The organism is Haladaptatus litoreus, assembly GCF_900156425.1.
Taxonomy (GTDB): domain Archaea; phylum Halobacteriota; class Halobacteria; order Halobacteriales; family Haladaptataceae; genus Haladaptatus; species Haladaptatus litoreus.
In genome coordinates this window covers 33,808-58,715 of sequence record NZ_FTNO01000006.1, presented here as the reverse complement: position 1 = coordinate 58,715, position 24,908 = coordinate 33,808, and the positions used below count along the sequence as shown (strand labels likewise).

Here is a 24,908-nt window from a genome sequence, read left to right as displayed (position 1 = left end):
CGAAAACCAACGAGACAATCAACGCGGCGTACAATGCTGAAAGTAACCGGCGGCCTCGCAGCGTCTGGTATCCTCGGAACTGCCAGTGCACATCCCTCTCCAGGTGGTGGTAGCGAAAACCATTCCGAAGGATTGCGCCTGTTCAGCGAACAGGCTGTAAACGGGACGTTGGAGGTTGTCACACAGGAAAATTATGTCTATGCTGCGACTGGATCGGGAATGGCGGTTGTCGACGGACGCAATCCACGCCGACCCGAACTCGTTGCAACCCTTGACGCGAACGAGCCGGCAGGAGGCATCCTCGATGTCAAAGTCGATGGTGACCTCGCTAGTTTAGCGAGCAACGGTGGGCCGGGAGTGACGCTGGTGGATATTAATGACCCAGCTGATCCACAAGAGGTGGCGTTCCATAATGCGGGCCATTCCGTTCATAATAATTTCTTGGCTGATGGGTACGCCTATCTGACGATCAATGAATCCGATGAGGCGCCCTTTAGCGAAGCCCGGACTGACATTGTCGACGTTAGCGATCCAATGAGCCCGGAAAAAGTCGGAGAATTCCGACTTTCGGACCATTTCCCCGATTTTGCAGCGGCTGGCGTCAACCCATGTCACGATATCTATGTCCAAGATGACCTCCTGTATCAAGTGTTCTGGGACGCAGGTGTCGTCATTGCCGACGTTAGCGACCCAGCGAACCCAACATTAGTCTCACAGTTTGGCGACGCCCCTGGAGCCGACACACCACTGCCAGATTCCACTCGGTCTGAACGCTATCTCACGCTACCTGGAAACGCTCATTACGTCCAGCCATCACCTGATGGCCAACACGTGTACGTCGGGGCAGAGACATTCCCTGGCGGCTTTGTGGAGAATCCGGATAACGACGACTACGGTGGAATCAGGGTGTTCGATGTTTCCGACTACGAAATGCCAGAACAGGTGGCACGGATTGAGCCCCCCGAAATCGATGTCTTCCGGACATCACACAACTTCGACGTGACCAACAACCGATTGCACGCATCGTGGTACAACGGCGGCGTCACAGTCCATGATATCACCGACCCCAGTGAGCCAACCGAACTCGGCCATTACGCTGCTGAAGGATCGTCATTCTGGACGGCCGTTCGAAGTCGTGGCTTCACCGTCGCTGGCGACATTGGCGGAGGTGTTGTCTTCTTACACGCAGATCGCGGAAGGGGAGAACCGCCAGCATTCGATGGTAGTGAGCGACCGAATGAACCAGGAATGGAGGGTCAGTAATAATGACTCCGTCTCGACGAACAGTTTTGAAGTACCTCGGAGCCGGTACAGCTACCCTCGCCAGCGCCGGTTCAGCGGTCGCAAAAGGCCGGAATCGTACTTCCAAGACAGACACCATGCGCCTGTTCAGCGAAGTGGACGTTGCCGGTGCACAAGAAGTCGTCACACAGAACACGTGGGCATACGTCGCCACCGGCGATGGCTTCGCTGTTATCGACTGGCGAAACCCGAACCGCCCCGAGAAAGTCGTCGATATGCACGCACCGGGCGTCGGTATCGCAGACGTGAAAGTGGAAAACGATGTCCTTGCGGTATGTAGTCAGGGAAGCGAGGAACACGATCACGATGGCAACGGCGGGAACACGGTTCCAGACAGTGAGATTGGGACACATTTCTACGACGTCAGTGACCCGACCGATCCTCAGTATCAGGGCACATTCCAAGTGCTCCCGGCTGGAGTTCACAACGCCCACCTCGTGGATGGCGTTGCCTATATCTGCAAGGAGGCGCCGTTCGATGATAGTGCACTTCTCATAGTGGATATCAGCGACCCAACTGATCCGACTCTTCTTTCTGAATGGCGAGTTGAAGATGCACATCCCGAACTCGATTCGCCGACGAACTTCGTCCATGATGTTTACGCCCAGGACGGCTACGCCTACCTCGCGTACTGGGACGCTGGGACGCGCGTCCTCGATGTGAGTGATCCAACCGACCCTGTGGAAGTCAGCGCATTTGGTGAGGCACCAGGTGCTGATCAAGGAACTAGCGGGAATGTCAATGATCGAATCTATGGTCCGCCCGGCAATGCCCACTATGTCCAACCATCGCCCGACGGAGATCACGTCTATGTCGGTGCTGAGACGTACATTATCGAGTCGGGTAAGATCAAGGTCTTCGATGTAACTGACTTCGATGCACCAAAACAGGTCGCGGAGGTTGAGCCACCGGATGTCAACGAAGGCATCTTCGGGAAGACATCGCACAACTTCGATGTCACGGCAAATCGGCTGTACACCTCATGGTACGACGGGGGAGCAACGGTGTTCGATATCACGGATCCATCAACCCCTGAGCAACGGTATCGCTACGATCCAGATGGATCGTCATTTTGGACAGCGGTTCGGGCACGTGGGTTCGTCGTAGTAAGCGACATCGGAAGCGGTATCAGATTCCTCAAGCCGGATCACGGCCAGTAACCTGGCCGTGATTTCGGCTAGAATCGAATTGTCCGGGGGGACCGGTAAATAGTCAATAATAATGATATGAATAATGGATGAAATCACACGGCGCCGATTACTAAAAGCAAGCACAGCACTAGGAATTGCAGGCAGTATTCCACAGGGTATCGAGACGGCAGTCGCACAGACATCGCCTTCCCTCGAAAAATATGTGCAGCCATTGCCAATCCCAACAGTAAGGAAACCAGAAGGGAAACGAAGGGGAGCGGATTACCACAAAGTATCGGTAACGGAGTTCACCCAAAGTCTCCACCCGGATCTCCCTGATACCACCCTCTGGGGATTCGACGGCACTTTTCCTGGCCCGATCATCGAGGGACGGCGGAACAAACGGCTAAAAGTTCGCTTTGACAATAGTCAGCTTCCAACAGAACACCTCTTAAGCGTGGATGAGCAGATTCATGGAACGAAACCAGAGGATTATCCGAACTACGATGGGCCTGTCCCTGAAGTCCGAACGGTGACACATTTCCACGGGCTCAATATTGAGCCCGAAAGTGACGGACAGGCCGAGATGTGGAAATCCCCGGGAGAGATCACTGGCCCGAGATTTGTCAAACAGATACATGACATTCCGAACCGCCAATCCAAATTGACATCGACCTACCATGACCATGCACTTGGTATCAGTCGTCTCAATGTCTACGCTGGACTTGCGGGGTTCTATCTTATCCGGAGTCGAGCGGAAGAAAAACTCGACTTACCCAGTGGCGAGTACGAAATTCCGCTCATGCTCCAAGACCGGACGTTTAACGAGGACGGTTCGTTGTACTATCCGAAGTCCTTTGTACCGAATTTCGCCGGTGACACAGCCGTTGTCAACGGATCCGTCTGGCCGTATCTAGAGGTCGAGCCGCGTCGATATCGCTTCCGATGTATAAATCAGTCGAACGGGCGTACGTTTAACCTCCGCCTTAGTAATGAATCTGGCACAAACGTCCCGACCCTGTATCAGACCGGAGCTGGCCATGGCTTCTTTGAGTCGACAGTTCCAATCGGGGCAAGCCACGACCTCGACTCACTACTCCTGTCCCCATTCGAACGAGCTGACATCGTCGTCGACTTCTCCGAGTACGCAGGCGAAACGTTCACTGTCACCAATGATGCCGAGTTCCCCTTCGAGGGGAAGACTGAAGGAAGCGACCTCGGGGAGCTTCTCCAGATTCGGGTCTTGGATTCTGCTAAAGGGCAGTCGGATTCCAGTGCAGATCCAACGAATCTGGATCTTCCTGGTGGGTCAAAAGTCAATGAACAGGCTGCTAAGAAGATTCGGCACATGACCATGAACATGATCAGAGATGAACATGGGCTTGCCTTGCATTTGCTGAACAACTCACGTTTCCATGATGAAACAATTGTGAAACCGCAGCTTGGGACAACCGAGATATGGGAACTGGAAAATAAGACCCATCACACGCACCCAATTCATCTTCATTTAGTCGAATTCAGTGTTATCGGACGTGGTCCGAACGGAACTGACGACCCTGCTCCAAATGAACGAATAGGGAAAGATGTTGTTCGGGTCAATCCGGACGAGACGGTACGGATTCTCGTTCGCTTTGGCAACTTTGCGGGCCAGTTCCCTTGGCACTGTCACATCCTTGAACACGAAGACCATGCGATGATGCGTCCTTTTGAGGTTGTGACCGGAAACGCAGCTAAGAACAGAGGGCAGAAAAACAACAATCAGGGAGAATTCCAGTCGAGGTGAAAACAAATAACTGAGACCCATTTTTATTTGATTAATTTTACTTTGGGGATATTTCTAAGTAGATATCGAACCACAAGAATTCAATAGCAGAAAATCAATCTCGTGCGGGATTACGAGACCGAAGAGAGTGTTGACGATGATTCGCTGAATCTCGCCGCGGAAGCAGCCACTGCAGGCCGTCAAATCTTCGAGACAGTCTAGCACTCAGAACAGAACACCGAACTCGTGAACTGCCGTGAGAAGCGCGCCGAGAGTCAACACGTCGAAAACAAGTACCTCAATGCACTTGAGCACGCGAAGAACGTCGCCAAGACGAACGATGTCATGGTCGCACGACTCGGGTATCGAGAGGTGGCGACTCACTACGGGTGTGCGTACACAAACGACGGCTATCGGGTGATGGAAGAAATGACCGAACGCGTCCCTGGCGTGAGCTACAAGGAATCACGGACACTGTCGATTGACGACGCAATGTGCATTGGTGGCCATCACATCGAGATCACGTTCGCCCACCCTGATTTGGCAGGGTGGATGCGAGACCACGAAGCCAACGCTGGAGGGAACGAAGGGCGCTGATTATAGTGTTGTGATCACAGGGGTTCGACGAACCCCCTCTCGGACTAAGCCACCACACGAGATTCACACCGCGTTGCCGGTGACACATGGTGGTACTAGTGTGTTGTGTACGGTAGAGTGCGTCTGTTTTGCGTCTACTTCTGCGAAACGGAGGGGGTCGCTCTCGCGATCCCCCCCCCCTCTATTACAACGGTATAATCGACTACCCCACCAGCGATCGTCGAGGACGGCTTGGTTGAGAACGTGACAAAGTGTTCCGAGTTGACGAGCTAGCGGCTGAACGTTGCTCACTCGTCATCTGTTAGAAATGGTGTGCCAGAAATAGAGGATGGATTCCGCACGCCTGTCGATACGAGACAGTAGACGGATAAGGAGAAGTCGATCGGTGGGAGAAGTGTTCTTATCCCCATAGGAGTACAGGGGACTAGTAGAAGGCTGAACATGGTAGCTGATCAAAGTGCAGAGATTACTGAGGAGGTAATTGAGGCGATAGCCTCGCTTGGAAATGAAACTCGATTAGAGATTTTGTTTGCTTTGTACGAGCCAGAATGGGAGCACCATGAGTGGCATATGATGACGTTTACGGAACTCTATGACGCTGTAGATGTCGGGAGTTCGTCACAGTTCTCCTATCATCTTGATCGGCTCATTGGGAAGTTTATTTGTGAAACACCTGAAGGATACAGACTTACATATAGTGGTAACAAAATTGCTCGTGTGATCAACTCGGGTGTGTACGAAAGCACTTCGAAGTTTGAAAGCCATGAACTCACTGGCACTTGTCTATTTTGTGAAAATGAGTCTCTTCTAGCAGCACTTGAAGACGAACGGTTTACTATTCGCTGTACCTCGTGTGATGCGATTCTTATAACCGACTTCTTTCCCCGGAGTCAAACGCGGTACAGAAGCACCTCGGAGATCATTGAGAGCTTTGGCCACCATATTTGGAGCATGTGCATGCTACTACAGAAACGAATCTGTCCTGAATGTTTCGGATATGTTGACAGATTCGTTGACGTGTATGAACACAATGGAAAGACACGCCCGATTCACGTTAATTCATGCCGTGAATGTGGGGTAGTACTGAGTATTCCAATAGAAGTTTCAATTATCTTCCATCCTGCTGTTCTTCATCTGTTTTGGGAACACGACGTTCTTCTCCTGGATATTCCTCTCTGGGAGTTTTTCGGGTACATCGTGTCCGATGTAATTGAAGTGGATATCGTCTCTTCTGATCCGTTTGAAGCAGATTTTGAAATAACGCTGGACAATAAGATGCTCTCTCTGCATGTGGATGAGCAAATGACGGTTACATCGTGGCAGAACGACGAGTAAGCGTTTGCGGCTGTTGATCCCAATTATCGTGTCAATTCCCACCCAATTCCAGAGATCGTACAATTCTTATCTGTAACTCAAACATTTTTGAGTTGGCCCGTTGTCAAAATGTAATCCATATGACAATACTTATAGCGTGACAACGACTCTGACCTTCTATGGATCCCATGAGACTATGTAAGACCAAGAACTATACTAATATGAGGTGTTTTGATGGCTGCAATTGAAATCGACGGCCTAACAAAACAATTCGGCGACGTCGTCGCTGTCAACGACCTCAATCTCCGAATCAAGGAAGGCGAAATCTTCGGTTTCCTCGGACCGAATGGGGCAGGCAAATCGACAACGATAGACATTCTACTCGATTTCATACGACCAACCTCGGGAGCAGTACGTGTCCTCGGTCATGACGCTCAGCGAGAGGGTGAATTTGTCCGTCGGCAGATTGGCGTCCTTCCGGATGGATATCAGGTTTACAACCGTCTCACTGGTCGCCAACACCTTGAATTCGTCCTTGAAATGAAGGACGTCAACGAGGACCCTGATGCGTTGCTTGAACGAGTTCGAATCGCTGATGCCGCTGACCGAAAAGCTGGCGGCTACTCGAAGGGAATGCGCCAGCGACTCATGCTGGCAATGGCGTTAGTCGGTGATCCAAATCTCCTTGTTCTCGACGAACCCTCAACGGGTCTGGACCCAAATGGCGCTCGTGAGATGCGTGAGATCATCCGCGAGGAAAACCAGCGGGGGACGACCATCTTCTTCTCTAGCCACGTGATGGAGCAGGTTGAAGCTGTCTGTGATCGTGTAGCAATCATCGATCGCGGTGAACTCGTGACCGTTAATTCAATCGACGGACTTCGGGACGCAACGGAGACAGGAGAAGTTCTCTACGTCGACGTTGCAGAACTCAACAACATGAGTATTGAAGAGGTCACTCGAATCGACGGAGTCAGAACTGCGTCGATTGATGATGGTCGACTCCGGGTAACGGTGGCTGATGCTTCGAAGTTCGTTGTACTAAACGCCATCAACGCCAACGTAATCCCCGTCCAGGACTTCTCAGTCGTAGAATCTTCACTTGAGGACTTATTCGTCCGTTATACTAACCATGCCCAGGAGGTCCAGATATGACGTGGCTCAGCGTGGCAAAAAAGGACTTCCGAGATGCCATTCAGTCTCGAGCACTCTGGGCACTTGTCGCCGTATTTGTTGTCCTCTCAGTATTCTCGACGTATGCGTACGTGGAGGTCCCCGAAATGTTCGGTGGGGCCGGCGGAGCTTCGTTCGCGGGATTGCTGTTCTTCACTATCGGGTTAAGTGGATTGTTTGTGCCGCTCGCCGCCATCGTCGTCTGTTACAAGTCACTAGCTGGCGAACGCGAACTCGGCAGTATCAAGCTTTTGCTCTCCTTGCCGACGAATCGTTTCAACGTTTTCATTGGCAAGGTCCTCGGTCGAGCCGCTGTTCTCACGGTCGGTCTTGGGGTCGGCCTCCTCTTTGGACTCGGGGTTGGGTCGTTCCTGCTTGGAGGGATTGATATTTTTGCTGCCTTTGTGTTTTTGGCAGTGACACTAAGCTTCGCTGCAGTATATGCGGGCATCATGGTCGGGATCTCGGCGTCAACAGGGTCGACCTCGCGAGCAACAACGCTCGCCCTCGGATTCTTCGTCGTCTTCGAACTGTTATGGGATGTCGTCCCCATGGCGGTCGTCTACATCGTCAACGGGTTCGGCCTTCCGTCTACGATGCCCGAGTGGGTCTTCCTCGTCAGTCAGGTGTCGCCGTCTTCGGCGTATCTCTCGACGGTCGTCGCTCTCCTGCCCGGGTTCGCGGAGGTGGCCGGTGCAACGCCCGCCCAAACGGGCGTCGGAGTCGAAGCAGTTGAGCCGGACCCGTTCTACCTGAGCCCGGAGGTGGGAATCGTCGTTCTCGCACTCTGGCTCGTCGTCCCGTTCCTCATTGGGTATTACCGGTTCAACGTCGCAGACCTGTAGCCCCAACTGTCCAAATACCGCACAACAAATTACGATGATGATAAACGAAAATACGAAAATCGCCCGCCTCCCGACGAAATCGGTTTCTCTCGACAGAGGCGTTTAAGGAGCCATGGCATCGCTACTAAAGCAACAGATCGGTCAGTATCGAATCACGTCGTTCTTCGTACTGGCGTACGCGCTTTCGTGGACGCTCGATGCGATCCCGAAGCTCCTCGGGATGGAGCCGTCCTGGGGTCGGTGGTTTATCGAAGGCTTCCTGAGCCCGCTTTCACCGGGAGTCGCTGCTGCGATCGTCCTATGGGCGAGTGGTGAGAGTGTCAGGAAGTGGCTCCGAGACATCTTCACTTGGCGTGTCCATCCGAAGTGGTACGCCGCAGCAATCCTGATCCCGTTCGCTATCACCTACGCAGCAGGAGTCGCGTCGTGGGCTCTCGGCGGTCCGATCGACTGGGCGGCGTTCGATTTCGACCCGATCACGATCGTCATCGGAATCGTCCTCGGGACGTTCATCGGCGGTGGCCAAGAGGAGTTCGGTTGGCGGGGATTCGCCCAGCCCGAATTACAAGAACGGTATGGCGGCTTGGCCGCGGCCCTCGTCATTGGCGTGTTCTGGGGGCTATGGCATCTGCCCCAGTTCGTTCCCGGCGGGTTCCGGGACGACTGGCCGCTCGAACTCGTCGTCGCCTATTTCGTTGGGATTATCGCGTTCTCGGTGCTCCTCGGGTGGGTGTTCAACGGCTCGAACGGGAGCGTACTGCTAGCGATGCTGATGCACGGAACGGACAACGCAACGACAGGGCAGGTCCCGCTCGACCTTGATGTCGTCCTCGTCGGTGATACCATTGACTGGAGTACGCTCGTCACGTTGAACGGGTCGCATGCGGTTCTCACGTGGGCGGTCATTCTGTTCATCGTCTTAGTAACCGGCGCCCACCTCTACGATTACCGGGTCAGCCCGGACTGGAACACCGAGACGTAAGCCAATCACCAATTAGGAAAACACAAATGGACGAAGACACCACTCGCCTCCCTGGAAAGCCCGAGGTGTTAGCCATCGAGGCAAAGGGACTTACCAAGCGCTTCGGAGATCACGTCGCCGTTGATCAGCTCGATCTTGCAATCCCGCAGGGACACGTCTACGGGTTCCTGGGGCCCAATGGTGCGGGGAAGACTACCACTATGCGAATGCTGACGGCGCTGATGCCACCGACAGCGGGCACAGCGGCGATCATAGGTACGCCGCTCTCTGAACGCCAGGCAGTCACGCGACACCTCGGGTATCTCCCTGAGGAGCCGCCGGTATACGAGGAGCTCACGGGGAGGGAGCAGCTGTCGTACGTCGCTTTCCTCCAGGACGTCCCCGACAGTGTCGCAGCCGACCGCATCGACGAGTTGTTGGCCCAGCTCAACCTCACCGACGCTGCAGATCGTCCGATTTCGACGTACTCGAAGGGAATGCGACAGAAGATTGGTCTGATTCAGGCGCTCTTCCACAGACCGGCAGTCCTCTTCCTCGACGAACCCACCAGCGGACTCGATCCGCGAGCGGCTCGGACAGTGCTGGATGTGCTCAAGGACTTGGTTGACGAGGAAACTACGGTTTTCCTCTCGACGCATATTTTGTCGGTCGTCGACGAACTCGCCGACACCATCGGCATCCTCCATGAGGGACGCCTCGTCGCAGAGGGATCGCCGGCAGATCTCAAACGCCGCGCCGAAACGGGCGAGGAACGCACCCTCGAACAGGTGTTCCTTGAGGTGACCACCGACCATCGAGACGAAGAGTCAGCCGAGGTCCCCACATGAGTTCGCTTCGGAACGACGTCCGACATGGGCTGGGGATTGCACGTATTGAACTTCGGCGTTCCCTCCGGAAGTCGTTCGGCACCCGAAAGCGGCAGCTGACGGTGCTCGGGGTCGTCGCCCTGTTTACACCACTACTGATATTCTGGTACCGTATCGCGTACTCCGCAGGCCAACAGGCCGCGGCACAGGGTACCCTCCCGCTCGACGTCCTAGGCATACAGGTGTCCCTCCTCGTCGTCGTGTTTATCGTTATGGGCGCCCTGCGCGTCGTCCAGCAGGGACGACCGGAGGGTGACGCTCTGCTGTTGACAGCGACGAGTCCGCGCGCCGTTCTCATCGGAGTGACTGTTCACTCGACAATACAACTCGTCGGGTTCGTGATGTTCCCAACGCTCTTGTTCGCCGGCGGCTTCGCGTTCGGATCTGGGATGTTCTCCATCCTTCCGACCGCCGTGTTGGCGGTCGTTCCGTTGTTCACGGCGATAACAGTGTTAGGCACTATAGTCGGTCAGTTGGTTGTCCTGGGTCTGCTGCGGAGCCAGACACTCCGGACAGTCAGTCAGGCCTTCGGTCTCGTGCTGTTGCTGGTGCTGATGGCGCTGAGTTACGCCGCCATGGCGCCAGTGACGGGTGCAGCGGAACCGCTCGCCGCGCTCTCGGGGTTGGCGCTGCCCGCTATCGAGTACCTGACGCTCGCGTTTTTCGGAACACCGCTCGGTCCGGAACTCGATGCGGGGGCGATAGTCGTCGGGGCGATAGTCGTCGCTAGCATCCCCGTCCTGTTCGCGGTGGCGAATCAGCTCGCACCGCTACTATGGTTCGCTGACGCGACGCCGACCGGCCTGATGCAGCGTGATGCGACCACGGCTACGGGAGCGACGCCGTCTCTGGAGACGACGGAGCAGACCGGGCGATCGTTCCCGCCGAGAACCCAATCACGAACCTTGAGTGTCGCCCTCGGCCTGTGGATTCGCTGGATGCGGATTCCCACGCGGTTTTCTCCGCTATTCCCGCTGGTGATCGTCATCGTGACCGCCCTCTTCGGAGCCGTCAGCGACCCCGAGTCGCTGCCGGTTGTGGTGGGGGGCGTACTCGTCTTCGCCGGCGTCTACATCTCCGGTGCAATCTTCGGATTGAACCCGATGGGCGAAGCAGGCGAGATGCGAACTTTGGAGTACCTCTCCGCGACGCGACTTCGTACACTCCTGCTCGGGCACCTGACCGCGGGACTTCTCGCGGGAATACCTATTGCTGTGGTCGGTGCTACCGTCTTCGCGATGTCGCTGGGTGTCTCGATACCGACGGCCGCGATTCTCGTGACGCTCGCCATTGTACTGGCGGTCGCCAGCGCGGGCGTCGGGGTCGGCATCGGATCGGTCCTCCCGTCGCGGGACTCCCAGCGGACGTATCAGGGCTACGAGGTGGCGACGCCGAGCCAGTGGGCCCTCGTCGGGTATATGTTCGCCGTGATGCTTCTCGTCGTGATCGGCGCAGGGGGAGGGGTATTCGCCTTGCTTCCCGGTAGCGGAAGCGAATCGCTTCTCCGACTCCTTGCACCCGGTGTTGCCGGGGGCGTCCTCGCTGCGGTCGGATACGCTGGCTATCGCACCGCGGCTGGACCGTTCAGTGAACCCCCGTATCCACGTACGTCGTCCGAGTCGCAGGATGCGGAGGTGTGAGATGTGACGCCGGAGGAGTCTGTGGAACGCGACGGTCGTTCGGCACGTGAGAATGTCCGACGCCTGCTCGTCTACCTTCGATTACGGCTATGACGAACGAAACGCCCCCGCAGTCCGGTACCGAGTCAGAACCCGTAGAACACGCGGAGACAGCTCGTATTAATTCCTTTCCGGCATTTAGTCTTTTCCTCGGAGGGACGTTCGCATTCTCCTGGGCCCTCTGGGCACTGCTATTGCTGGAGATCGTTCCGTCGTCCGTAACGGGGGTACTCGTCAGGGTTGGCGGGTTCGGACCGTTCGTCGGGGCAGTCGTCGCACTGGCTGCGTCCAGACGGAGTATCCCAAAATGGATCCCGAACATTCGAGTTCGCATCCCGATTCGGTGGTACGCCTATGCGCTCGTGGTACCTCCGCCCTTCGCGGTGGTCGCCGGCGCTGTCCACGTCGTCGTCTTCTTCATCGGCGGCGGGCAGGAGGAGGAGCTAGGCCGGCGGGCGTTCGCTCTTCCTAACACGAACACCAACGCAAACGCGGTTGTGGACGTCCCGAATTGACACAGTTCGGGACAGACGCCGTACGGCTACTCGTGAGTACGGCATTTGTATCGGCATCTATCGGCTAGAAACCAGCGGGAGGGGGAGAGCTGGTACCGGCCACCACGTCTGTGGTCGGGAATACATGATTGAGTCAACCGAGTTCGTCCCCGTCAAATCGGGAATGGCGATGATGGTTAAGTGACGCGACCCATATTCTCTACTATGGCAGCTGAAATCTCCGATCGTGTCCGTGAAATCGCCGACGCACGAGGAGTCCCTGAGTCGGAGGTTTTCGAGCAAGCACTTGAACTCGGAATCGCGGACCTGTGGGAGAACGTCGTCCTCGGAAAATACGTGGATGGCGAGCTATCTCGCGAGGAAGCGATTGAACAGGTTGGACTGGAAAACGTCCGGCGAGCCGATCGCGAAGCAGCAGCTGTTGAAGAAGACATTGACTGGGGCCTCAGTTCGTGACAATCGTTGCAGTCGCGGATACAGGCCCACTTATCCACCTTTGCAGAAATCGACGCACTCGACTTGCTGACGGTAATTGACGAGTTGTTAATCCCTGAAACAGCGTATGAAGAACTCGAAGAAAGCGGGATTCCACCCGAGTTCTCAGATCTTGAGTGGGAAGGAATCGAGGTTGTGGATCCTGTCGAGATCACTGCTGAACTGGACGCAGGTGAGCGAGCGGCACTGGCAGTAGCTCTCGAGCGAGACAACGTCGTCTTTCTTACCGACGATCTGGCAGCACGAGAGTTCGCGCAGGACCAGAATATCGAAGTCCACGGCTCGATTGGCATTATCGCACTTGCGTATCATCGAGAGATCGTCCCCAGCAGCGAGGCTGCATCACTCATGCGGAGCCTCCAGACAGAGACGAGTCTCTTTATTACTGATGCAATTGTGGAACGCGGAATCGAACTGCTACAGCCGAATTCTGAGTAAATAGCGAATGCTGGCCGCCAATTTCTCGAGACAGCCTAGCGCTTGGAAAGAATACTGAGGTCACCAACCTCCGCAAGAAACGTGCCGAGAGCCAGCAAGTCGAGGACAAGTACCTCGATGTCCTCGAGCATGCGAAGAGCGTTGCCTAGACGAATGACGTGATGGTTGCACGACTCGGGTATCGGGAAGTTGCGACGCATTACGGCTGTGCGTACACAAACGACGGCTATCGGGTGATGGAGGAGATGGCCGAACGAGTCCCTGGTGTAACCTACAAGGAATCACGGACGTTGTGTGTTGACGACGCAATGGGTGTTGGCGGGCATCACATCGAGATCACGTTCGCCCATCCCGACCTCGCCGGGTGGATGCGAGCCCAGGAAGCAAACACAGGAGAAAACGGAGGGCGCTAATTATAGCGTTGTAATCACGGGGGTTCGACAAACCCCCGCTCGAACCATGCCACCACACGAGATTCACACCGCATTGCCGGTGAAACATGGTGGTAGTAGTCGGTTGGATACGGTGGAGTGCGTCTTTTTCTGCGTCATTTTCTGCGAAACAGAGGGGGTCGCTTACGCGATTCCCCTCTATTACAACAGTATAATCAACTACGCCCTCTAGTGGTCCGTCAACCAGGGACTGATGGATTCAAAGTGCTACGCTCTGATATCCGATAGCAGATAGTTCTCTTACGGTGTGCGAGATACAGAGCGCATAGTCAGCACGTTCCGATCGCAATCGAGGAGCAGAGCCGATTGCTTACTACCGAGAAAATCTGTATCTCGGACGCCGTCGAACAGGGTGGAGTGATTCCAGTCACTCCTCGCGTTTACTGTACGTTTCCTCACCCCAACCATAGTCTGACGCTTCGTCGTTCCGTTCGAGGTAGCCCTCCAGTACCTCTTGTACCGCTCGGCCGAGATCATCTAACTCACCGTCAATCATTGAAACCGTGCTCGAATCGAGCGACTCAGTCGCGTTTCGCTCCCTCCAGTCGTCCGAAATCATTGGGGCGTCGAAGCGAAGGCGGTCTTCGGTTGGGTCCCAGTAGAAGTCGAACGCTTGGAACAGGCCGAGGTCGCTGACAATTCGAACGTGCTCTTCATCGAGATTCGTGTACTCGGTCCACTCGTTGAATCCCTCCTTCCACGCACCTTCCTGGAGCAGGTCTTCGATGTCCTCGCGGTAGAAGTCCTCTGACCCGAGCGTCTCTTCTTGCCACTCGAACTCGCGCGGCATTCCTCGGTTCGAGAGGTCTGGTGGTTCCGGGACCTCTATATCGAGCGCCATACCTGTGGTTTCACTGGTAACACAATAAAGCCCATCGCAGTTCCAAATGAGACGCCTCTCGCAAGAGAATATCCCGTTACTGGATAGAGGGCGCGTATCGGTCACGCTTGGAGCTTGACAGCAGTCATGGCAACAATCGCCCGTGATCGTCGGTCTATATCCCGAGCCACTCGTCGTTTCGGACCTGATATCCGTTCGCCCGACAGAACTTCGCCGCTTCTCGGCGTACCGCCCGGGACGTCGGGAGCGTTTCTTTGTCGCGGATTCGCTCGACAATCCAGTCGCTGATGACTTGGATCCCTTCATCGTCGTCATCGGCGTCGATCGCTTTGAGTTCCTGGAAGGTCTTCTCGTAAGCCTTGCGCTGTGTCCAACTGAAATCCGTATTCCGAAGCGTCTTGCTGGCTTCCACGACCCGTTTCATGGCCGCGGCAACTGTCGGCCGCTGTACCTGCACCCGGAGGGCAGCTGGAGAGTCGAACGTCTCCTCGTCTATCTCCGGTACTAGTTCCTCGATACTGTAGCTCCCCTCGACCGATTCGATCTCACGATCGCCGATCGCCGCGACGATCTCAATCCCCGTCGCCGGGAATGTCAGCTCTTCGAGTTCTGCCTCAAAATCGGCGATTTTCTCCGCTTCCACCGGTGGCTCTATTTCGTCCTCGCGCTCCAGTTCTGTGGCGACCTCACGCTCTTGCTGGCGTCTTTCAGCGTCGTGTGCTTGCTTGTCTCGACCGCGCTTATCGTCTGCCATCCTAGGACTTGGACTCTCCATCCGGATAGCTCTGTGGTCGATAACAGGTATTCCCAAACGTTTACGCCAGCCATTTAAATCGAGTTTTTGCTCGTCAGGAAGTCATCCAGTGAGACAGTCTAACTCCTACATCTTTCTAAAATGTTGATCGAGAGCCGGAATTCCAGGTGAACTATTTCTCCCACACTCTGCTGAGTATATCCTCTACATCTTGCACGGCGGTTCTGTCAGATCATGAGTCTCTCCTTTGGCATATAAAATACGAACCAATCAATCGACAGTTGAAGCACCACTAGCGATAGTCAAGAACGAGGTGAGTGAGACCGTGCTGAAGTGTTTCAAAGTAACGAGTCAGCAGTTAGAAGACACCGTCCAATCATCGGTTAGGGATGGTGTGCAAGATAGAGAGGACGCGTCCCTCATCGTAGTACGATACGGGAAACCACCCGCTTCTTGAACAAACAGCTATCGTCTGCGTAGACAATTATAGGGACAGAGATGATATTAGAGGAAACCACGCAAGTGAACGCATCTCCGGGGGAAGTCTACCATTTTTTCGAAACGATGGATGTAAACTATCAACGGTGGCATCCCGATCATATCGTGTTCCGATGGAATACTGGAGACGGGTTAGAACAAGGAGCGATTGCCTCCTTCGAGGAACGAATCGCGGGAAAGAGACAGAAGAAGACAGTCCAGTTCACGGAGGTCGTTCCCGACCGATACATCGAGTTCAAACCCACCTCACGGCTGGTCGGGATACTTATGCCGTTGATCAGTTTTACGATCATACCCCACGAGAACGGCTGTGATCTCACTCAACGGATCAAGGTACGAACCGGCCCGATCGGTGCGTGGCTCAACCGGCGTGAATTCAATGCTGTCCGGGTGCACATGAGAGAGGAAGGCGAGAATCTGAAGACCATCCTTGAAACCGACGAAGTGCGTGCTGCCTGAAAGGCTTGCGAAAGCCAGGGTCGGGTCGTACCAGAGGCACCCCATAACAAGACATGTATTTTGACTTCGCTGATCGATTGCTGTCAGGAACGGCGTGCTGAATAGAGAGGATGTAGTCAGTATCTCCAGTACTGCACATACCAATCTCCTCCCAGTCATGGACTTTGAATAAGGTTGGGCTTCGATGACCCCAACAATGATGCCATGGCCGAGCGTCAACCTAGAAGTTATGCTCAAAGATTCGCTCGAGGAGGCATTGAACGAACAGATCAACGCTGAACTCTACTCGGAGTACTTGTACCTCTCGATGGCGGCCTACTACGCGGATGAAGGTCTGCCCGGGTTCGCGTCGTGGATGCGGGCCCAGGCCGACGAAGAGAGTGCTCACGCGATGCGAATTTATGACTTCGTCATCGAGCGCGACGGACGGGTTACTCTGGATACTATTGACAGTCCGCCAAGGGAGTGGTCCAGTCCGTCTGACGCCTTCGAGGCAGCCTACGAACACGAGGTCGAAATAACCGAGATGATCAACGACCTCGTCGCACTCGCCCGTGAAGAGAACGACAACGCGACCGAGAACATGCTCCAGTGGTTCGTTGCGGAGCAGGTCGAGGAGGAGGCGACAGCACAGGCCGTTCTGGATAAACTCAAGCACGTCGGTGACGACGGTCCCGGCCTCCTGATGATTGATCAGGAACTCGGCCAGCGCGGTGGCGCCGGAGGGGACTCGGGCGGAAACGGAGCTTCCACATCTGAGCCCATGGGCGAGTAGTCAGAGACAGTGGCGTCGAACTTCCTATCGTCACATGATGAATAAGCGCTCTGTATCTTGGACGGTCGCTCCTGACCTAGCCGGCTCCTTCACTATAGTGTGACTGGTGAAAATCCGCAGCAATACCCGAATGTTATCTGAATGACGCTAAACTGGACTCGGTATACTGCCCCAATTCCCCCTCAATATCCGACTCACGCCACCCAAGCGGCGACAACACACTCGTTGCCGCGCGAACCAACAGCCCCCGATAGAACCCGATATCATACTCGTCCAACTCCTCACCCGCTAACAGCACGCCCCAACCCCAAATCAGCCGCCCACTCTAATGCCGCCACACTCCTCGTTGACTGCGTGTAGTCCTCCCGCTTCTTCGAAACTCGATTCGTGATCACCAACTCACTCGGATCGACCGCACCACGCTCGAGTCGATCAACCCACGACCGTAGTTCCTCACAAACCGCCTCTGGATCACGATACTCATCGACCACTCGAATTAGACTCCTTTTGCGCACGGTCAACACGAGGGTTCGACTCCCTCGGCGGGTCTGTTCCCGATTCGGTGCGACGAGCGACCTTCCCGAGAAATCGGGAAGGGGGGTGAACGAGTTCACCTGCTGAGCTTCACACGGCAGGTGGGTGAACTGGTTCATCACCCCTACCGGGTGAAATTCGGTTTGCCAGCAGACGGCGAATAGCAGCCCTCTACCGCAAAAACTCCGCAATAACAAGTTTACTTCCAAGTAATCGACCTTTCTTTTCTCACCTCCGTCCAGCGGAGGTTTCGGACCGCCCACCGTAGTGTGGTTTTTTGTGTGGTGTTCTCGGCGGTTAAGACCCGATCGGGGTGATGAACCAGTTCACCACCCCCGTGTATCACACCGACAAACGGAACCACCGAGCCGTATCGTTATATCGCGTCTTCCCTACTATCTGCTTATCAAAACCATGGACCGAGACGAAGAGCAGCCGTTCGAGAAATCCGTACAAACGACGATCTGCGGCGTCGACGTGCAGTTCCGTGTGGCGTCAGAGAAAGGACGCCGATTTCGTCCCGACGATGTCGGAATCTATGATGAGATATTTAGGAACATATTTTCCGAAATGAATGAAGACGATGTCTTCTTCGATATCGGTGCTCACATTGGCCTCAACAGCTGTGTAATCGGTCGAAGGTACCCTGAGACAGGTATCGTCTGTTTCGAACCTCATCCCCAGACACGAGCGAGCCTAGAGACGAACCTTGAATTGAATGAGATTGACGCCCTCGTTATGGATTGTGCCATCTCAAACTCAGATGGGACAATAGCGTTCGACACTCAACACGATACGCCGGGTGGAATGGGAGAAGTTCGCCATTCGGGCCAGGGGAAAGAAACACCAGTTCGAACGCTCGATAGCGTCATCAGGGATGATGGTGTCCCATCGCCTACTGTTATCATGTCGGATATCGTTGGCGAAGAAATTAATCTACTTCGTGGCGGTTCAGCGGCCTTTTCATCGCCAAAAATGCGGCTGGTATACATCGTAACCCACGACCAGCCATTAGAACGTCTGGGAAGTAGTAAACAAGAAGTCGAGGACCTTGTAAGAAGTTATGGATTTGACGAGTTGGAATACCTCCGCGATAACTTCCTCAAGGCCAAGAAGTCGGATCAGTCCAGATAACAGTCAAGGATTGAGTGCGGGCGTTTCGTGCAGTCGTGATATCTATCTCGTCTGTAGTAACGTCGAAATCAGGAAGGTTTCCACAGTCGATATGCTCCCACATTCCGCACGTGATTCGTATCAGTGATGAGTGCTTAACAGGACTACAAATGCGTGCAAATCGTTCTCTGTGCTTAGCAAATATAGTTAACAAAGGGGATTTGGGGCAGCACCAAGTTACGTCGTCGCCAAGCGATTTGTCTGAGGTTCGAACACCTCTCCTTTCTGTTTTAACTTGTCAATCTTGTGCGCAGCTTCCGAACGACCAAGCCCGAAACGTTGTAATTGAGTCTCTATAGCGGCGGGAACGTCACCGATCGTACGGCTACTCGTAAGTACGGCAGTTGTATCGGCATCTATCGGCTACAAACCAGTGGGAGGGGAAAAGGGTGGGACCGACCACCGCGTTTGTGGTCGGAGCGGGACACCGAAATCCCGTGATTGCTTGAGTGCTACGTCTGGTCCGCAAATACGGGGGAAGGTTTCTTAGGCTGGCACACAAATGGCTACGTAATGAGTATCTTAGCGAGCGACTTCACGGATCTGACGAAAACCACCGATGAAAAAGAGCGATTAGGTGACGCGCTTGCTGGTGAGGCAAGCGAACTGGACGTGGATTCTGTTGCTGCGGTTCGGGAGCTACGGGAACGCGAATGAGATATTTTATCGATACGAATTTTTTTTGCAGCACTCACAGACGAACCCAACCGAGGAGATGTTGCAGTCGACTTTCTAAATCACGAGGCAGACTTCTACACCTCGCTCCTGAATGTAATGGAGTTGCGGAGTGTCCTCGGGAAAAAGAAGCAACTCAAACAAGAGCGCGTGGCCGAATTAGAGCGGCGAGTTACCTCTCAAGTTGAAATTGTCGTCCCGGATGCATCCGATATGCTTGCTGCCAACAAACGCCATCAAGAGACATTGCTCTATCCGATGGACTGTCTTATTTTAGCCTGTGCCGAGAGCCAAGACACGACATTGGTCTCGTTCGACAAGGAACTGATTGAAGCAGGAGCGCGTTCACCGGAAGAAATCATCGATGATTCATAGATGACGTTATCGAACCGGTAAGCACCGGCGTTTGCCTCATTTTAACGTGAATAAATACCCAGCAAGTCAAGAACAAATATCTCAACGTCCTTGAGCATGTGAAGAATGTCGCCAAGACGAATGACGTGATGGTCGCACGGTTAGGCTATCGCGAAGTCGCGACTCACTACGGCTGTGCGTACAAGAACGACGGGTATCGAGTGATGGAGGAGATGGCCGAACGTGTCCCTGGCGTAACCTACGAAGAGTCACGAACGCTGTCGGTGGACGACGCAATGGGTGTCGGTGGCCATCACATCGAAATCACGTTCGCCCATCCCGACCTCGCCGGGTGGATGCGAGCACACGAAGCAAACACAGGAAGGAACGGAGGGCGCTAATTAGAGCGTTGCAATCACGGGGGGTCGACGAACCCCCTTTCGAACCGAGCTACCACACGAGATTCACACCGTTGCCGGTGGCATGATGGTACTAGTCGGTTGGGTACAGTGGAGTGCGTCTGTTTCTGCGAAACAGAGGGGATTTCGTTCGCGATTTTACTCTATTACACTGGTGTAATCAGCCATCCACAGTGGCGACAACCGAGGATAGTGTGATCAAGGACGAAATCGACTAGCCTATAGCGACTCTCCAAACCGATTCTTCGAGACGACTTCCGCAATCGATCGCCGTCGTTTCGTTCCCATCCCGGACCCTTTGGGATAGCCAAAGCCGACAACAGCGCCGCTGACGAGTTCGAGTGGAATACCAAACCGACTCTTCAGGGCCTTCTCTTGAATGCCAGTGTAGATACAAGAGCCGACGCCGTGATCCCAAGCTGCAAATTGCATGTGGCTGACTGCACGTCCGACATCGACGCCGGAGGAGGGGTAATCGTCAGTGAGGACAACGACAACAAAGGCAGCATCCGCGACCCACTTCCCGCTGGTGCTCACCGTAGCCAAATCGTCGAGAGCGTCGCCATCGATCAAATGAAAGTGCCAGTCCTGGCGGTTTCGACTTGAGGGAGCCAGTCGTGCAGCCTCTATCACAGCACGTTCGATGTCGTCGGAAACGGGCTTATCAGCGTATTCACGAACTTCGAGTCGATGTTTGACAGTCTCCGTGAGGCCCATACGTATACTCATCGCTGACCATCCATAGCCATTTTCTGCGTCAAAATCTGTGGACTTTCTCTCCCATCGTCGATATCGAAGCCGACGAATTCCGGACCGTGTTACGATACGTCTCCTCACATCTAAATGGGACCACCACAAATCAGCGGCATCGTGTCACCAAAAAGTGAAGCAAGCGTAACCGTCCGCGGACCCTCCTAATAGTGAGTACACAATGGATATCTCTGAGATAGTTTCAACACAGTTCACCGAGTTCGATATCGGGGCACCCCTTTCGAAGGTCGCCGGTGCGTTCGAGAATCAAGAACTCGACGCCGTCGTCGTTACGGACGGCGAGGAGTATCGTGGCGTCGTCAGCCGCCGACAACTGGCCTCGTCATCCAATCAACCCTCGGCGAAGGTTGGCTCACGTGTGCAACACGTCCCAACCGTCGACCGAACCGAGGATGTCCGTGAAGTCGCACGACTCATGATCGGGAGTAACGCCAAGACGCTCCCAGTGCTGGACAAAGACCGCGTCGTTGGTGTGGTGACCGCAGATGCCGTCTTGGAGGCCGTGAGCCCGTTTCTCGACGCGGTGACTGTCGACGATGCATACACGACAACGCTGATCAGTGTGGCTCCGACGTCCACGATGGGTAAAGCCCTCAACACGCTTCGGGAAGCACGTATCGCACACCTACCAGTCATCGACAATGACGAACTCGTAGGCATACTGAGCCTATACGATGTCATCGAATTCACGACACGCGGCGGGAACAAGAGTCAGGGTGGCTCGTCAGACGAGTTTAGTGGCCGCGGCGGGTTTGGTGAACGGGACGGTACTTCCGACCGGATGCTCGATCTGCCAGTGCGGAACCTGATGTCCGATGTAGCTGCGACAGTTCAGCGAGACACACCGCTCGATGCGGTAGTCGAAACGATGTTCGATCAGGAGATTTCTTCACTTGTCGTCACGGCTAACAAGACGGACGAACCGATCGGAATCATCACAAAGACGGACGTCATCGAGGCACTCACCTGGGAGCAGGAAGAACGACGTCCCGTGCAGGTGTTCGGTCTCGAATTACTCGATGGGATGGACTACGATGACGTTTCTGCGTTGATCGACAGCATGACCTCGAAGTATGGGGAGATGAGTGTGATCAAGGCCAGTATCGAACTGCATGAGCACAAAGAAAAGAGTCGAGGAGTGCCACTGGTGCTGGCACGGATTCGACTAGTCACTGACCGTGGTTACTTCACCGCTAAAGGAGAGGGTTACGGCGCTACGCATGCACTTCGTCTCGCCGCGAATGCGGTCGAACGCCAACTTCTTAAGGGTAAAACCTACGGCCAGTCGAAGAAGCATCCGGACACAGAGGAACAAGCGCAACTCTACGGGTGGTGGCTCGGCGGGTAACGGTCTTGACTTCCAGTACACGGGAGGCAATCGTTCCGGGCGGTACGATTCGCTTGCTAGCAAGCGGGGCTGAACTTGGTGACCTGTTCCTCTAAAGGACAAGCGGTGTCGTACTGATCGTCGTCGTTTCCTCTCCTCGTTTGTGGCGGTATTGGCTGGGAGGGCCATTCCAGTTATCGATGAGTCGACCAATTTCAGGAAACGGAATCGAACACAGAGCTACCTCTGTGTTTGGCGGATGAACTCGTCAAGCCGTTCTTCGATGAGTGTCACAACGCGTTCGCTATATTGCCAGAGTGCTGCGTTGAATTTCTCCTCGGTCTCGTCATCGATACCGTCGTCTCCCTGAAGGACGGAATCTTTGGTGATTTGCGGGTGATACACACAGACGATTCCGATCGAACTGTCCGAACTCGTGGTTCCCGCTGTGTGGATTCCGTACTGATCGGTGCCCCACACACCATCGCCACCGTTCCGTTCCATTACAGAATCGAGCGCATCAAGCCGTTGCATTTCTTCGGTCGTAAGGAGTGGATCATCGCCTTCGAACAATTCACTATATGCTTGTGTTCGGGCATTGTTCGTCCATTGTTCCAACTGGGAACGCACTCGCAGTACGAGTTCTCTCTCGTCAGGGAATTCGGCCATGCAATCTAAAGGAGTGGAACACAAATCAACGTTTGTAAAGCATTGTAGATATCTCGATCCTACGAGAAGGCGGTACTCAGGGAGACCTTTCCTTGTCAACGATTATAGGGTATGGGTTTACTCATTGGGGAACCAACTAGTTACATGTCCCATTACGAGGCCGTTTTCGAAATCGAATCAAAATCCGACGCAGAAGCAATCAGACTCCTTGCGGAACAGGTTTATGACGCCTTACGTGAAGAAACACGAGAAATATATAGAGACGAAGACAGTTCAACCGAGATGCTCGAAACGTTCGAGGCCATACGCAACGCGACCAGACGTCCTACCCCAGGCACGCTGACTATCCACTACGATCAACACGACGAAGCGTTCGAGGAGTGAACAACCTTTGTGCTGGTTTCGGTCCCACATTCACCAGCCGTTGCCTTAAGCGACATCGTCAGAGTACCGACTTCTGTTTGCCATCGTGTGGAACGCTACTGTTCGCCAACTGACCATCGACTCTTCCCGACTCAGATGCCCTTATGATGGGCTCGGATCCTCTGTCGTCGAAAGATAAGCCGTGAGGTCAGTCGTCGTGATAACACCGATGACCGCTTCTCCGTCAACAACAGGGAGATGATCAAAGCCGTGTTCGATCATTATATCCGCCGCAGTTTGAACCGATTCACTTGCGGTCGTTGTAATGACCTCTGTACTCATAACAGAGGCAACAGTTGCATTCGGATCCGGATCGCCTTCTGCGACGACATGAATGAAGTCAGTTGCAGTGATGATCCCTTCGAGATGGTCGTCATCACCGACGACGATTGTCGACCCAATCTTGTGTTCGCGCATTGTCTCGCCAGCGTTCTGGAGTGACGTGTCGTTACTTACAGTGTACACCGGCGAGGACATAAGACTCCCGACAAAGACATCGTCCATTTGATTAAATAGTATTTCTGCGGGGATAAGAGTTTGCTTCTTTTCACGGCGATGGAATATTTCAAATGGAAGCGAGAGTAGCGTGTCTCCGTTGAAATGCCAAGTGGTGGCCAAAATCGACTCACCAGGATCTTCCGACAAGTGGAGTCGGTGATACCGGGACTACCGGAAGAAAGTTGCTCATTGTCCTTCTATTCGAAATAGGACGTGTAGAGTGCCAAAGTGAGCTGAACGTCCCAGTAAGCGGGTGATTCGTGACCTTGTGGTTTTAGTTCGAGTCACGGATAAACATGAGTATCTCCTCGGTGAAACGGTCTGGCGCGGTGTTCATCGGCTCGTGTGATTGCCCGTCGAACCTGATAAGCCGACTATTCGGGAGTGCCTCGGTGACCGCATCCGTCGCATTTTTGTAGAATGATGGACTCTCGCCGCCGCCCGACACCAAGGTCGGCGTGGTCAAGTCCGCAAACCGAGCAGGATTAAACTCGTACTCGGCGATCGCTTGCCACTCGCGGGGCAATGTATGAGCCGCGTCCACCATATCCTGCCAGATCGGAGCCGAGCGAGCCACGTCGATTTCATCCGGTGTGAGGTGGGCTTCTGCTTGCAGGAACAGCATGAGCGCCTGCTCGTTTTCACCGTCGTCCAATAGCTGCTTCATTTCAGCGACCACCTCTTCGACCTCAAGTTCGTGCTCGCTGACCTGAATTGGTGGTTCATTCACGATGAGTTTACGGAGATTATCGGTTCGCAGGGCCGCCTCCAACGAATAGAGGGCGCCACCGGAATGGCCGAGCAAGATTACTGGATCGTCAATCGAATCGACGACCGCAACCACGTCCTCGGCCTCTCGGTCCAGTTCGTACTCGACGGCGTCGCCGCTTTCGCCGCGACCACGTCGATCAAGCGCGTAGACCGTGAAGTGTTCTGCAAAGGCAGACCGAACGCCAGTCAAGTCCCAGAACTCGTGAACATCGGTAACCCCGTGCACGAGCACGAGTGGTGGCCCGCTCCCCGTCCGCTCGAATGCAATCGTCGTACCATCTGCTGATGTGACCGTTTCCGTTTCTCCACCTGAATCTGGTGGTGTTGCTTCTGCCATAGGATGATTCACCCCCGTTTTTCTCTATGCTACACAGTGGCTTAGCATCGTTGTCGGAGAATCCGTACAGTCGAATCACG

General features: G+C 54.4%; 28 protein-coding genes and 1 pseudogene. 22 read left to right on the top strand and 7 right to left on the bottom strand.

Translation table 11 applies throughout. From position 1 onward, the window contains the following. The first annotated feature begins 33 nt into the window (after positions 1-33). From BW974_RS20240 to BW974_RS26680, 14 genes and pseudogenes are all read left to right on the top strand, one after another. The gene (locus tag BW974_RS20240) at positions 34-1,263 is read left to right on the top strand and encodes an LVIVD repeat-containing protein (protein WP_076432398.1); all 1,230 of its coding nucleotides are present in this window, start codon (positions 34-36) and stop codon (positions 1,261-1,263) included. A gap of 26 nt (positions 1,264-1,289) precedes the next feature. Next, positions 1,290-2,462: an LVIVD repeat-containing protein gene (locus tag BW974_RS20235; protein WP_175609757.1), complete on the top strand. Its 1,173-nt coding sequence runs from the start codon at positions 1,290-1,292 to the stop codon at positions 2,460-2,462. Positions 2,463-2,535: 73 nt separating this feature from the next. Then, the gene (locus tag BW974_RS20230) at positions 2,536-4,215 is read left to right on the top strand and encodes a multicopper oxidase family protein (protein ID WP_084186409.1); all 1,680 of its coding nucleotides are present in this window, start codon (positions 2,536-2,538) and stop codon (positions 4,213-4,215) included. A gap of 225 nt (positions 4,216-4,440) precedes the next feature. Next, on the top strand, positions 4,441-4,791 hold the full coding sequence (locus BW974_RS20225) for a hypothetical protein (protein WP_245800221.1): 351 nt from the start codon (positions 4,441-4,443) through the stop codon (positions 4,789-4,791). Between the two features lie 441 nt (positions 4,792-5,232). Continuing rightward, positions 5,233-6,126 carry an ArsR/SmtB family transcription factor gene (locus tag BW974_RS20220; RefSeq protein ID WP_076432394.1) on the top strand — a complete coding sequence of 298 codons (894 nt, stop codon included), beginning with the start codon at positions 5,233-5,235 and terminating at the stop codon, positions 6,124-6,126. Between the two features lie 213 nt (positions 6,127-6,339). After that, on the top strand, positions 6,340-7,260 hold the full coding sequence (locus tag BW974_RS20215; protein ID WP_076432392.1) for an ABC transporter ATP-binding protein: 921 nt from the start codon (positions 6,340-6,342) through the stop codon (positions 7,258-7,260). Beyond that, complete coding sequence (locus BW974_RS20210; protein ID WP_076432390.1) at positions 7,257-8,123, top strand: ABC transporter permease subunit; 867 nt, start codon at positions 7,257-7,259, stop codon at positions 8,121-8,123. Before BW974_RS20215 ends, BW974_RS20210 begins: the two co-directional genes overlap by 4 nt. Before the next feature lie 112 nt (positions 8,124-8,235). Then, positions 8,236-9,105, top strand: a complete 870-nt coding sequence (locus tag BW974_RS20205; protein WP_076432388.1) for a CPBP family intramembrane glutamic endopeptidase — start codon at positions 8,236-8,238, stop codon at positions 9,103-9,105. A gap of 26 nt (positions 9,106-9,131) precedes the next feature. Then, positions 9,132-9,932 (top strand): ABC transporter ATP-binding protein, encoded by an 801-nt coding sequence (locus BW974_RS20200; RefSeq protein ID WP_076432386.1) that lies wholly within the window; start codon positions 9,132-9,134, stop codon positions 9,930-9,932. Beyond that, positions 9,929-11,611, top strand: a complete 1,683-nt coding sequence (locus BW974_RS20195) for a hypothetical protein (protein WP_076432384.1) — start codon at positions 9,929-9,931, stop codon at positions 11,609-11,611. The genes BW974_RS20200 and BW974_RS20195 overlap by 4 nt, the downstream gene beginning before the upstream one ends. 89 nt (positions 11,612-11,700) lie before the next feature. Continuing rightward, entirely contained in the window at positions 11,701-12,165 is a 465-nt protein-coding gene (locus tag BW974_RS20190; RefSeq protein WP_076432382.1) for a hypothetical protein, read from the top strand. A gap of 204 nt (positions 12,166-12,369) precedes the next feature. Beyond that, on the top strand, positions 12,370-12,621 hold the full coding sequence (locus tag BW974_RS20185) for a hypothetical protein (protein WP_076432380.1): 252 nt from the start codon (positions 12,370-12,372) through the stop codon (positions 12,619-12,621). After that, positions 12,618-13,098, top strand: a pseudogene (locus tag BW974_RS20180) (nucleic acid-binding protein). Before BW974_RS20185 ends, BW974_RS20180 begins: the two are co-directional and overlap by 4 nt. A 161-nt stretch (positions 13,099-13,259) precedes the next feature. After that, the gene (locus tag BW974_RS26680; RefSeq protein WP_076432378.1) at positions 13,260-13,511 is read left to right on the top strand and encodes a hypothetical protein; all 252 of its coding nucleotides are present in this window, start codon (positions 13,260-13,262) and stop codon (positions 13,509-13,511) included. 406 nt (positions 13,512-13,917) lie between these two features. Here the strand turns inward: BW974_RS26680 and BW974_RS20170 are convergent, their stop codons facing one another. Both BW974_RS20170 and BW974_RS20165 read right to left on the bottom strand, forming a co-directional pair. Further along, positions 13,918-14,340: a DUF7992 family protein gene (locus tag BW974_RS20170; RefSeq protein WP_076432748.1), complete on the bottom strand. Its 423-nt coding sequence runs from the start codon at positions 14,338-14,340 to the stop codon at positions 13,918-13,920. 205 nt (positions 14,341-14,545) lie between these two features. Beyond that, entirely contained in the window at positions 14,546-15,145 is a 600-nt protein-coding gene (locus BW974_RS20165; RefSeq protein WP_076432376.1) for a DUF5789 family protein, read from the bottom strand. Between the two features lie 498 nt (positions 15,146-15,643). Between BW974_RS20165 and BW974_RS20160 the strand changes: the two genes are divergently transcribed. Together BW974_RS20160 and BW974_RS20155 are read left to right on the top strand one after the other, a co-directional pair. Beyond that, on the top strand, positions 15,644-16,102 hold the full coding sequence (locus BW974_RS20160; protein ID WP_076432374.1) for an SRPBCC family protein: 459 nt from the start codon (positions 15,644-15,646) through the stop codon (positions 16,100-16,102). 229 nt (positions 16,103-16,331) lie between these two features. Continuing rightward, the gene (locus BW974_RS20155; RefSeq protein ID WP_139328955.1) at positions 16,332-16,877 is read left to right on the top strand and encodes a ferritin; all 546 of its coding nucleotides are present in this window, start codon (positions 16,332-16,334) and stop codon (positions 16,875-16,877) included. A 281-nt stretch (positions 16,878-17,158) separates the two neighbouring features. Here BW974_RS20155 and BW974_RS26675 read toward each other — a convergent pair whose 3' ends face one another. After that, positions 17,159-17,530 carry a hypothetical protein gene (locus tag BW974_RS26675; protein ID WP_076432370.1) on the bottom strand — a complete coding sequence of 124 codons (372 nt, stop codon included), beginning with the start codon at positions 17,528-17,530 and terminating at the stop codon, positions 17,159-17,161. A gap of 295 nt (positions 17,531-17,825) precedes the next feature. Between BW974_RS26675 and BW974_RS20145 the strand changes: the two genes are divergently transcribed. The 4 genes from BW974_RS20145 (at position 17,826) to BW974_RS20135 (ending at position 20,014) form a co-directional block, all read left to right on the top strand. Continuing rightward, positions 17,826-18,545 (top strand): FkbM family methyltransferase, encoded by a 720-nt coding sequence (locus BW974_RS20145; protein WP_076432368.1) that lies wholly within the window; start codon positions 17,826-17,828, stop codon positions 18,543-18,545. Between the two features lie 552 nt (positions 18,546-19,097). After that, positions 19,098-19,241 (top strand): hypothetical protein, encoded by a 144-nt coding sequence (locus BW974_RS25880; RefSeq protein ID WP_175609756.1) that lies wholly within the window; start codon positions 19,098-19,100, stop codon positions 19,239-19,241. 3 nt (positions 19,242-19,244) lie between these two features. After that, positions 19,245-19,634, top strand: coding sequence for a type II toxin-antitoxin system VapC family toxin (locus tag BW974_RS20140; protein ID WP_084186407.1), 390 nt, complete (start codon positions 19,245-19,247; stop codon positions 19,632-19,634). 98 nt (positions 19,635-19,732) lie between these two features. After that, positions 19,733-20,014: a hypothetical protein gene (locus BW974_RS20135; protein ID WP_245800219.1), complete on the top strand. Its 282-nt coding sequence runs from the start codon at positions 19,733-19,735 to the stop codon at positions 20,012-20,014. A 237-nt stretch (positions 20,015-20,251) separates the two neighbouring features. Here the strand turns inward: BW974_RS20135 and BW974_RS20130 are convergent, their stop codons facing one another. Then, positions 20,252-20,761 carry a nitroreductase family protein gene (locus BW974_RS20130; protein ID WP_084186406.1) on the bottom strand — a complete coding sequence of 170 codons (510 nt, stop codon included), beginning with the start codon at positions 20,759-20,761 and terminating at the stop codon, positions 20,252-20,254. A 202-nt stretch (positions 20,762-20,963) separates the two neighbouring features. Between BW974_RS20130 and BW974_RS20125 the strand changes: the two genes are divergently transcribed. Beyond that, positions 20,964-22,151, top strand: coding sequence for a CBS domain-containing protein (locus BW974_RS20125; RefSeq protein WP_076432364.1), 1,188 nt, complete (start codon positions 20,964-20,966; stop codon positions 22,149-22,151). A gap of 219 nt (positions 22,152-22,370) precedes the next feature. Here the strand turns inward: BW974_RS20125 and BW974_RS20120 are convergent, their stop codons facing one another. Then, positions 22,371-22,799: a DUF7539 family protein gene (locus tag BW974_RS20120; RefSeq protein ID WP_076432362.1), complete on the bottom strand. Its 429-nt coding sequence runs from the start codon at positions 22,797-22,799 to the stop codon at positions 22,371-22,373. Positions 22,800-22,943: 144 nt separating this feature from the next. Here BW974_RS20120 and BW974_RS20115 point away from each other — a divergent pair, with 144 nt between their 5' ends. Further along, positions 22,944-23,183: a hypothetical protein gene (locus BW974_RS20115; protein WP_076432360.1), complete on the top strand. Its 240-nt coding sequence runs from the start codon at positions 22,944-22,946 to the stop codon at positions 23,181-23,183. Between the two features lie 141 nt (positions 23,184-23,324). Here the strand turns inward: BW974_RS20115 and BW974_RS20110 are convergent, their stop codons facing one another. Continuing rightward, positions 23,325-23,867: a CBS domain-containing protein gene (locus BW974_RS20110; protein WP_245800218.1), complete on the bottom strand. Its 543-nt coding sequence runs from the start codon at positions 23,865-23,867 to the stop codon at positions 23,325-23,327. 127 nt (positions 23,868-23,994) lie between these two features. Then, positions 23,995-24,828 carry an alpha/beta fold hydrolase gene (locus BW974_RS20105; protein WP_076432356.1) on the bottom strand — a complete coding sequence of 278 codons (834 nt, stop codon included), beginning with the start codon at positions 24,826-24,828 and terminating at the stop codon, positions 23,995-23,997. Positions 24,829-24,908 lie beyond the last annotated feature (80 nt).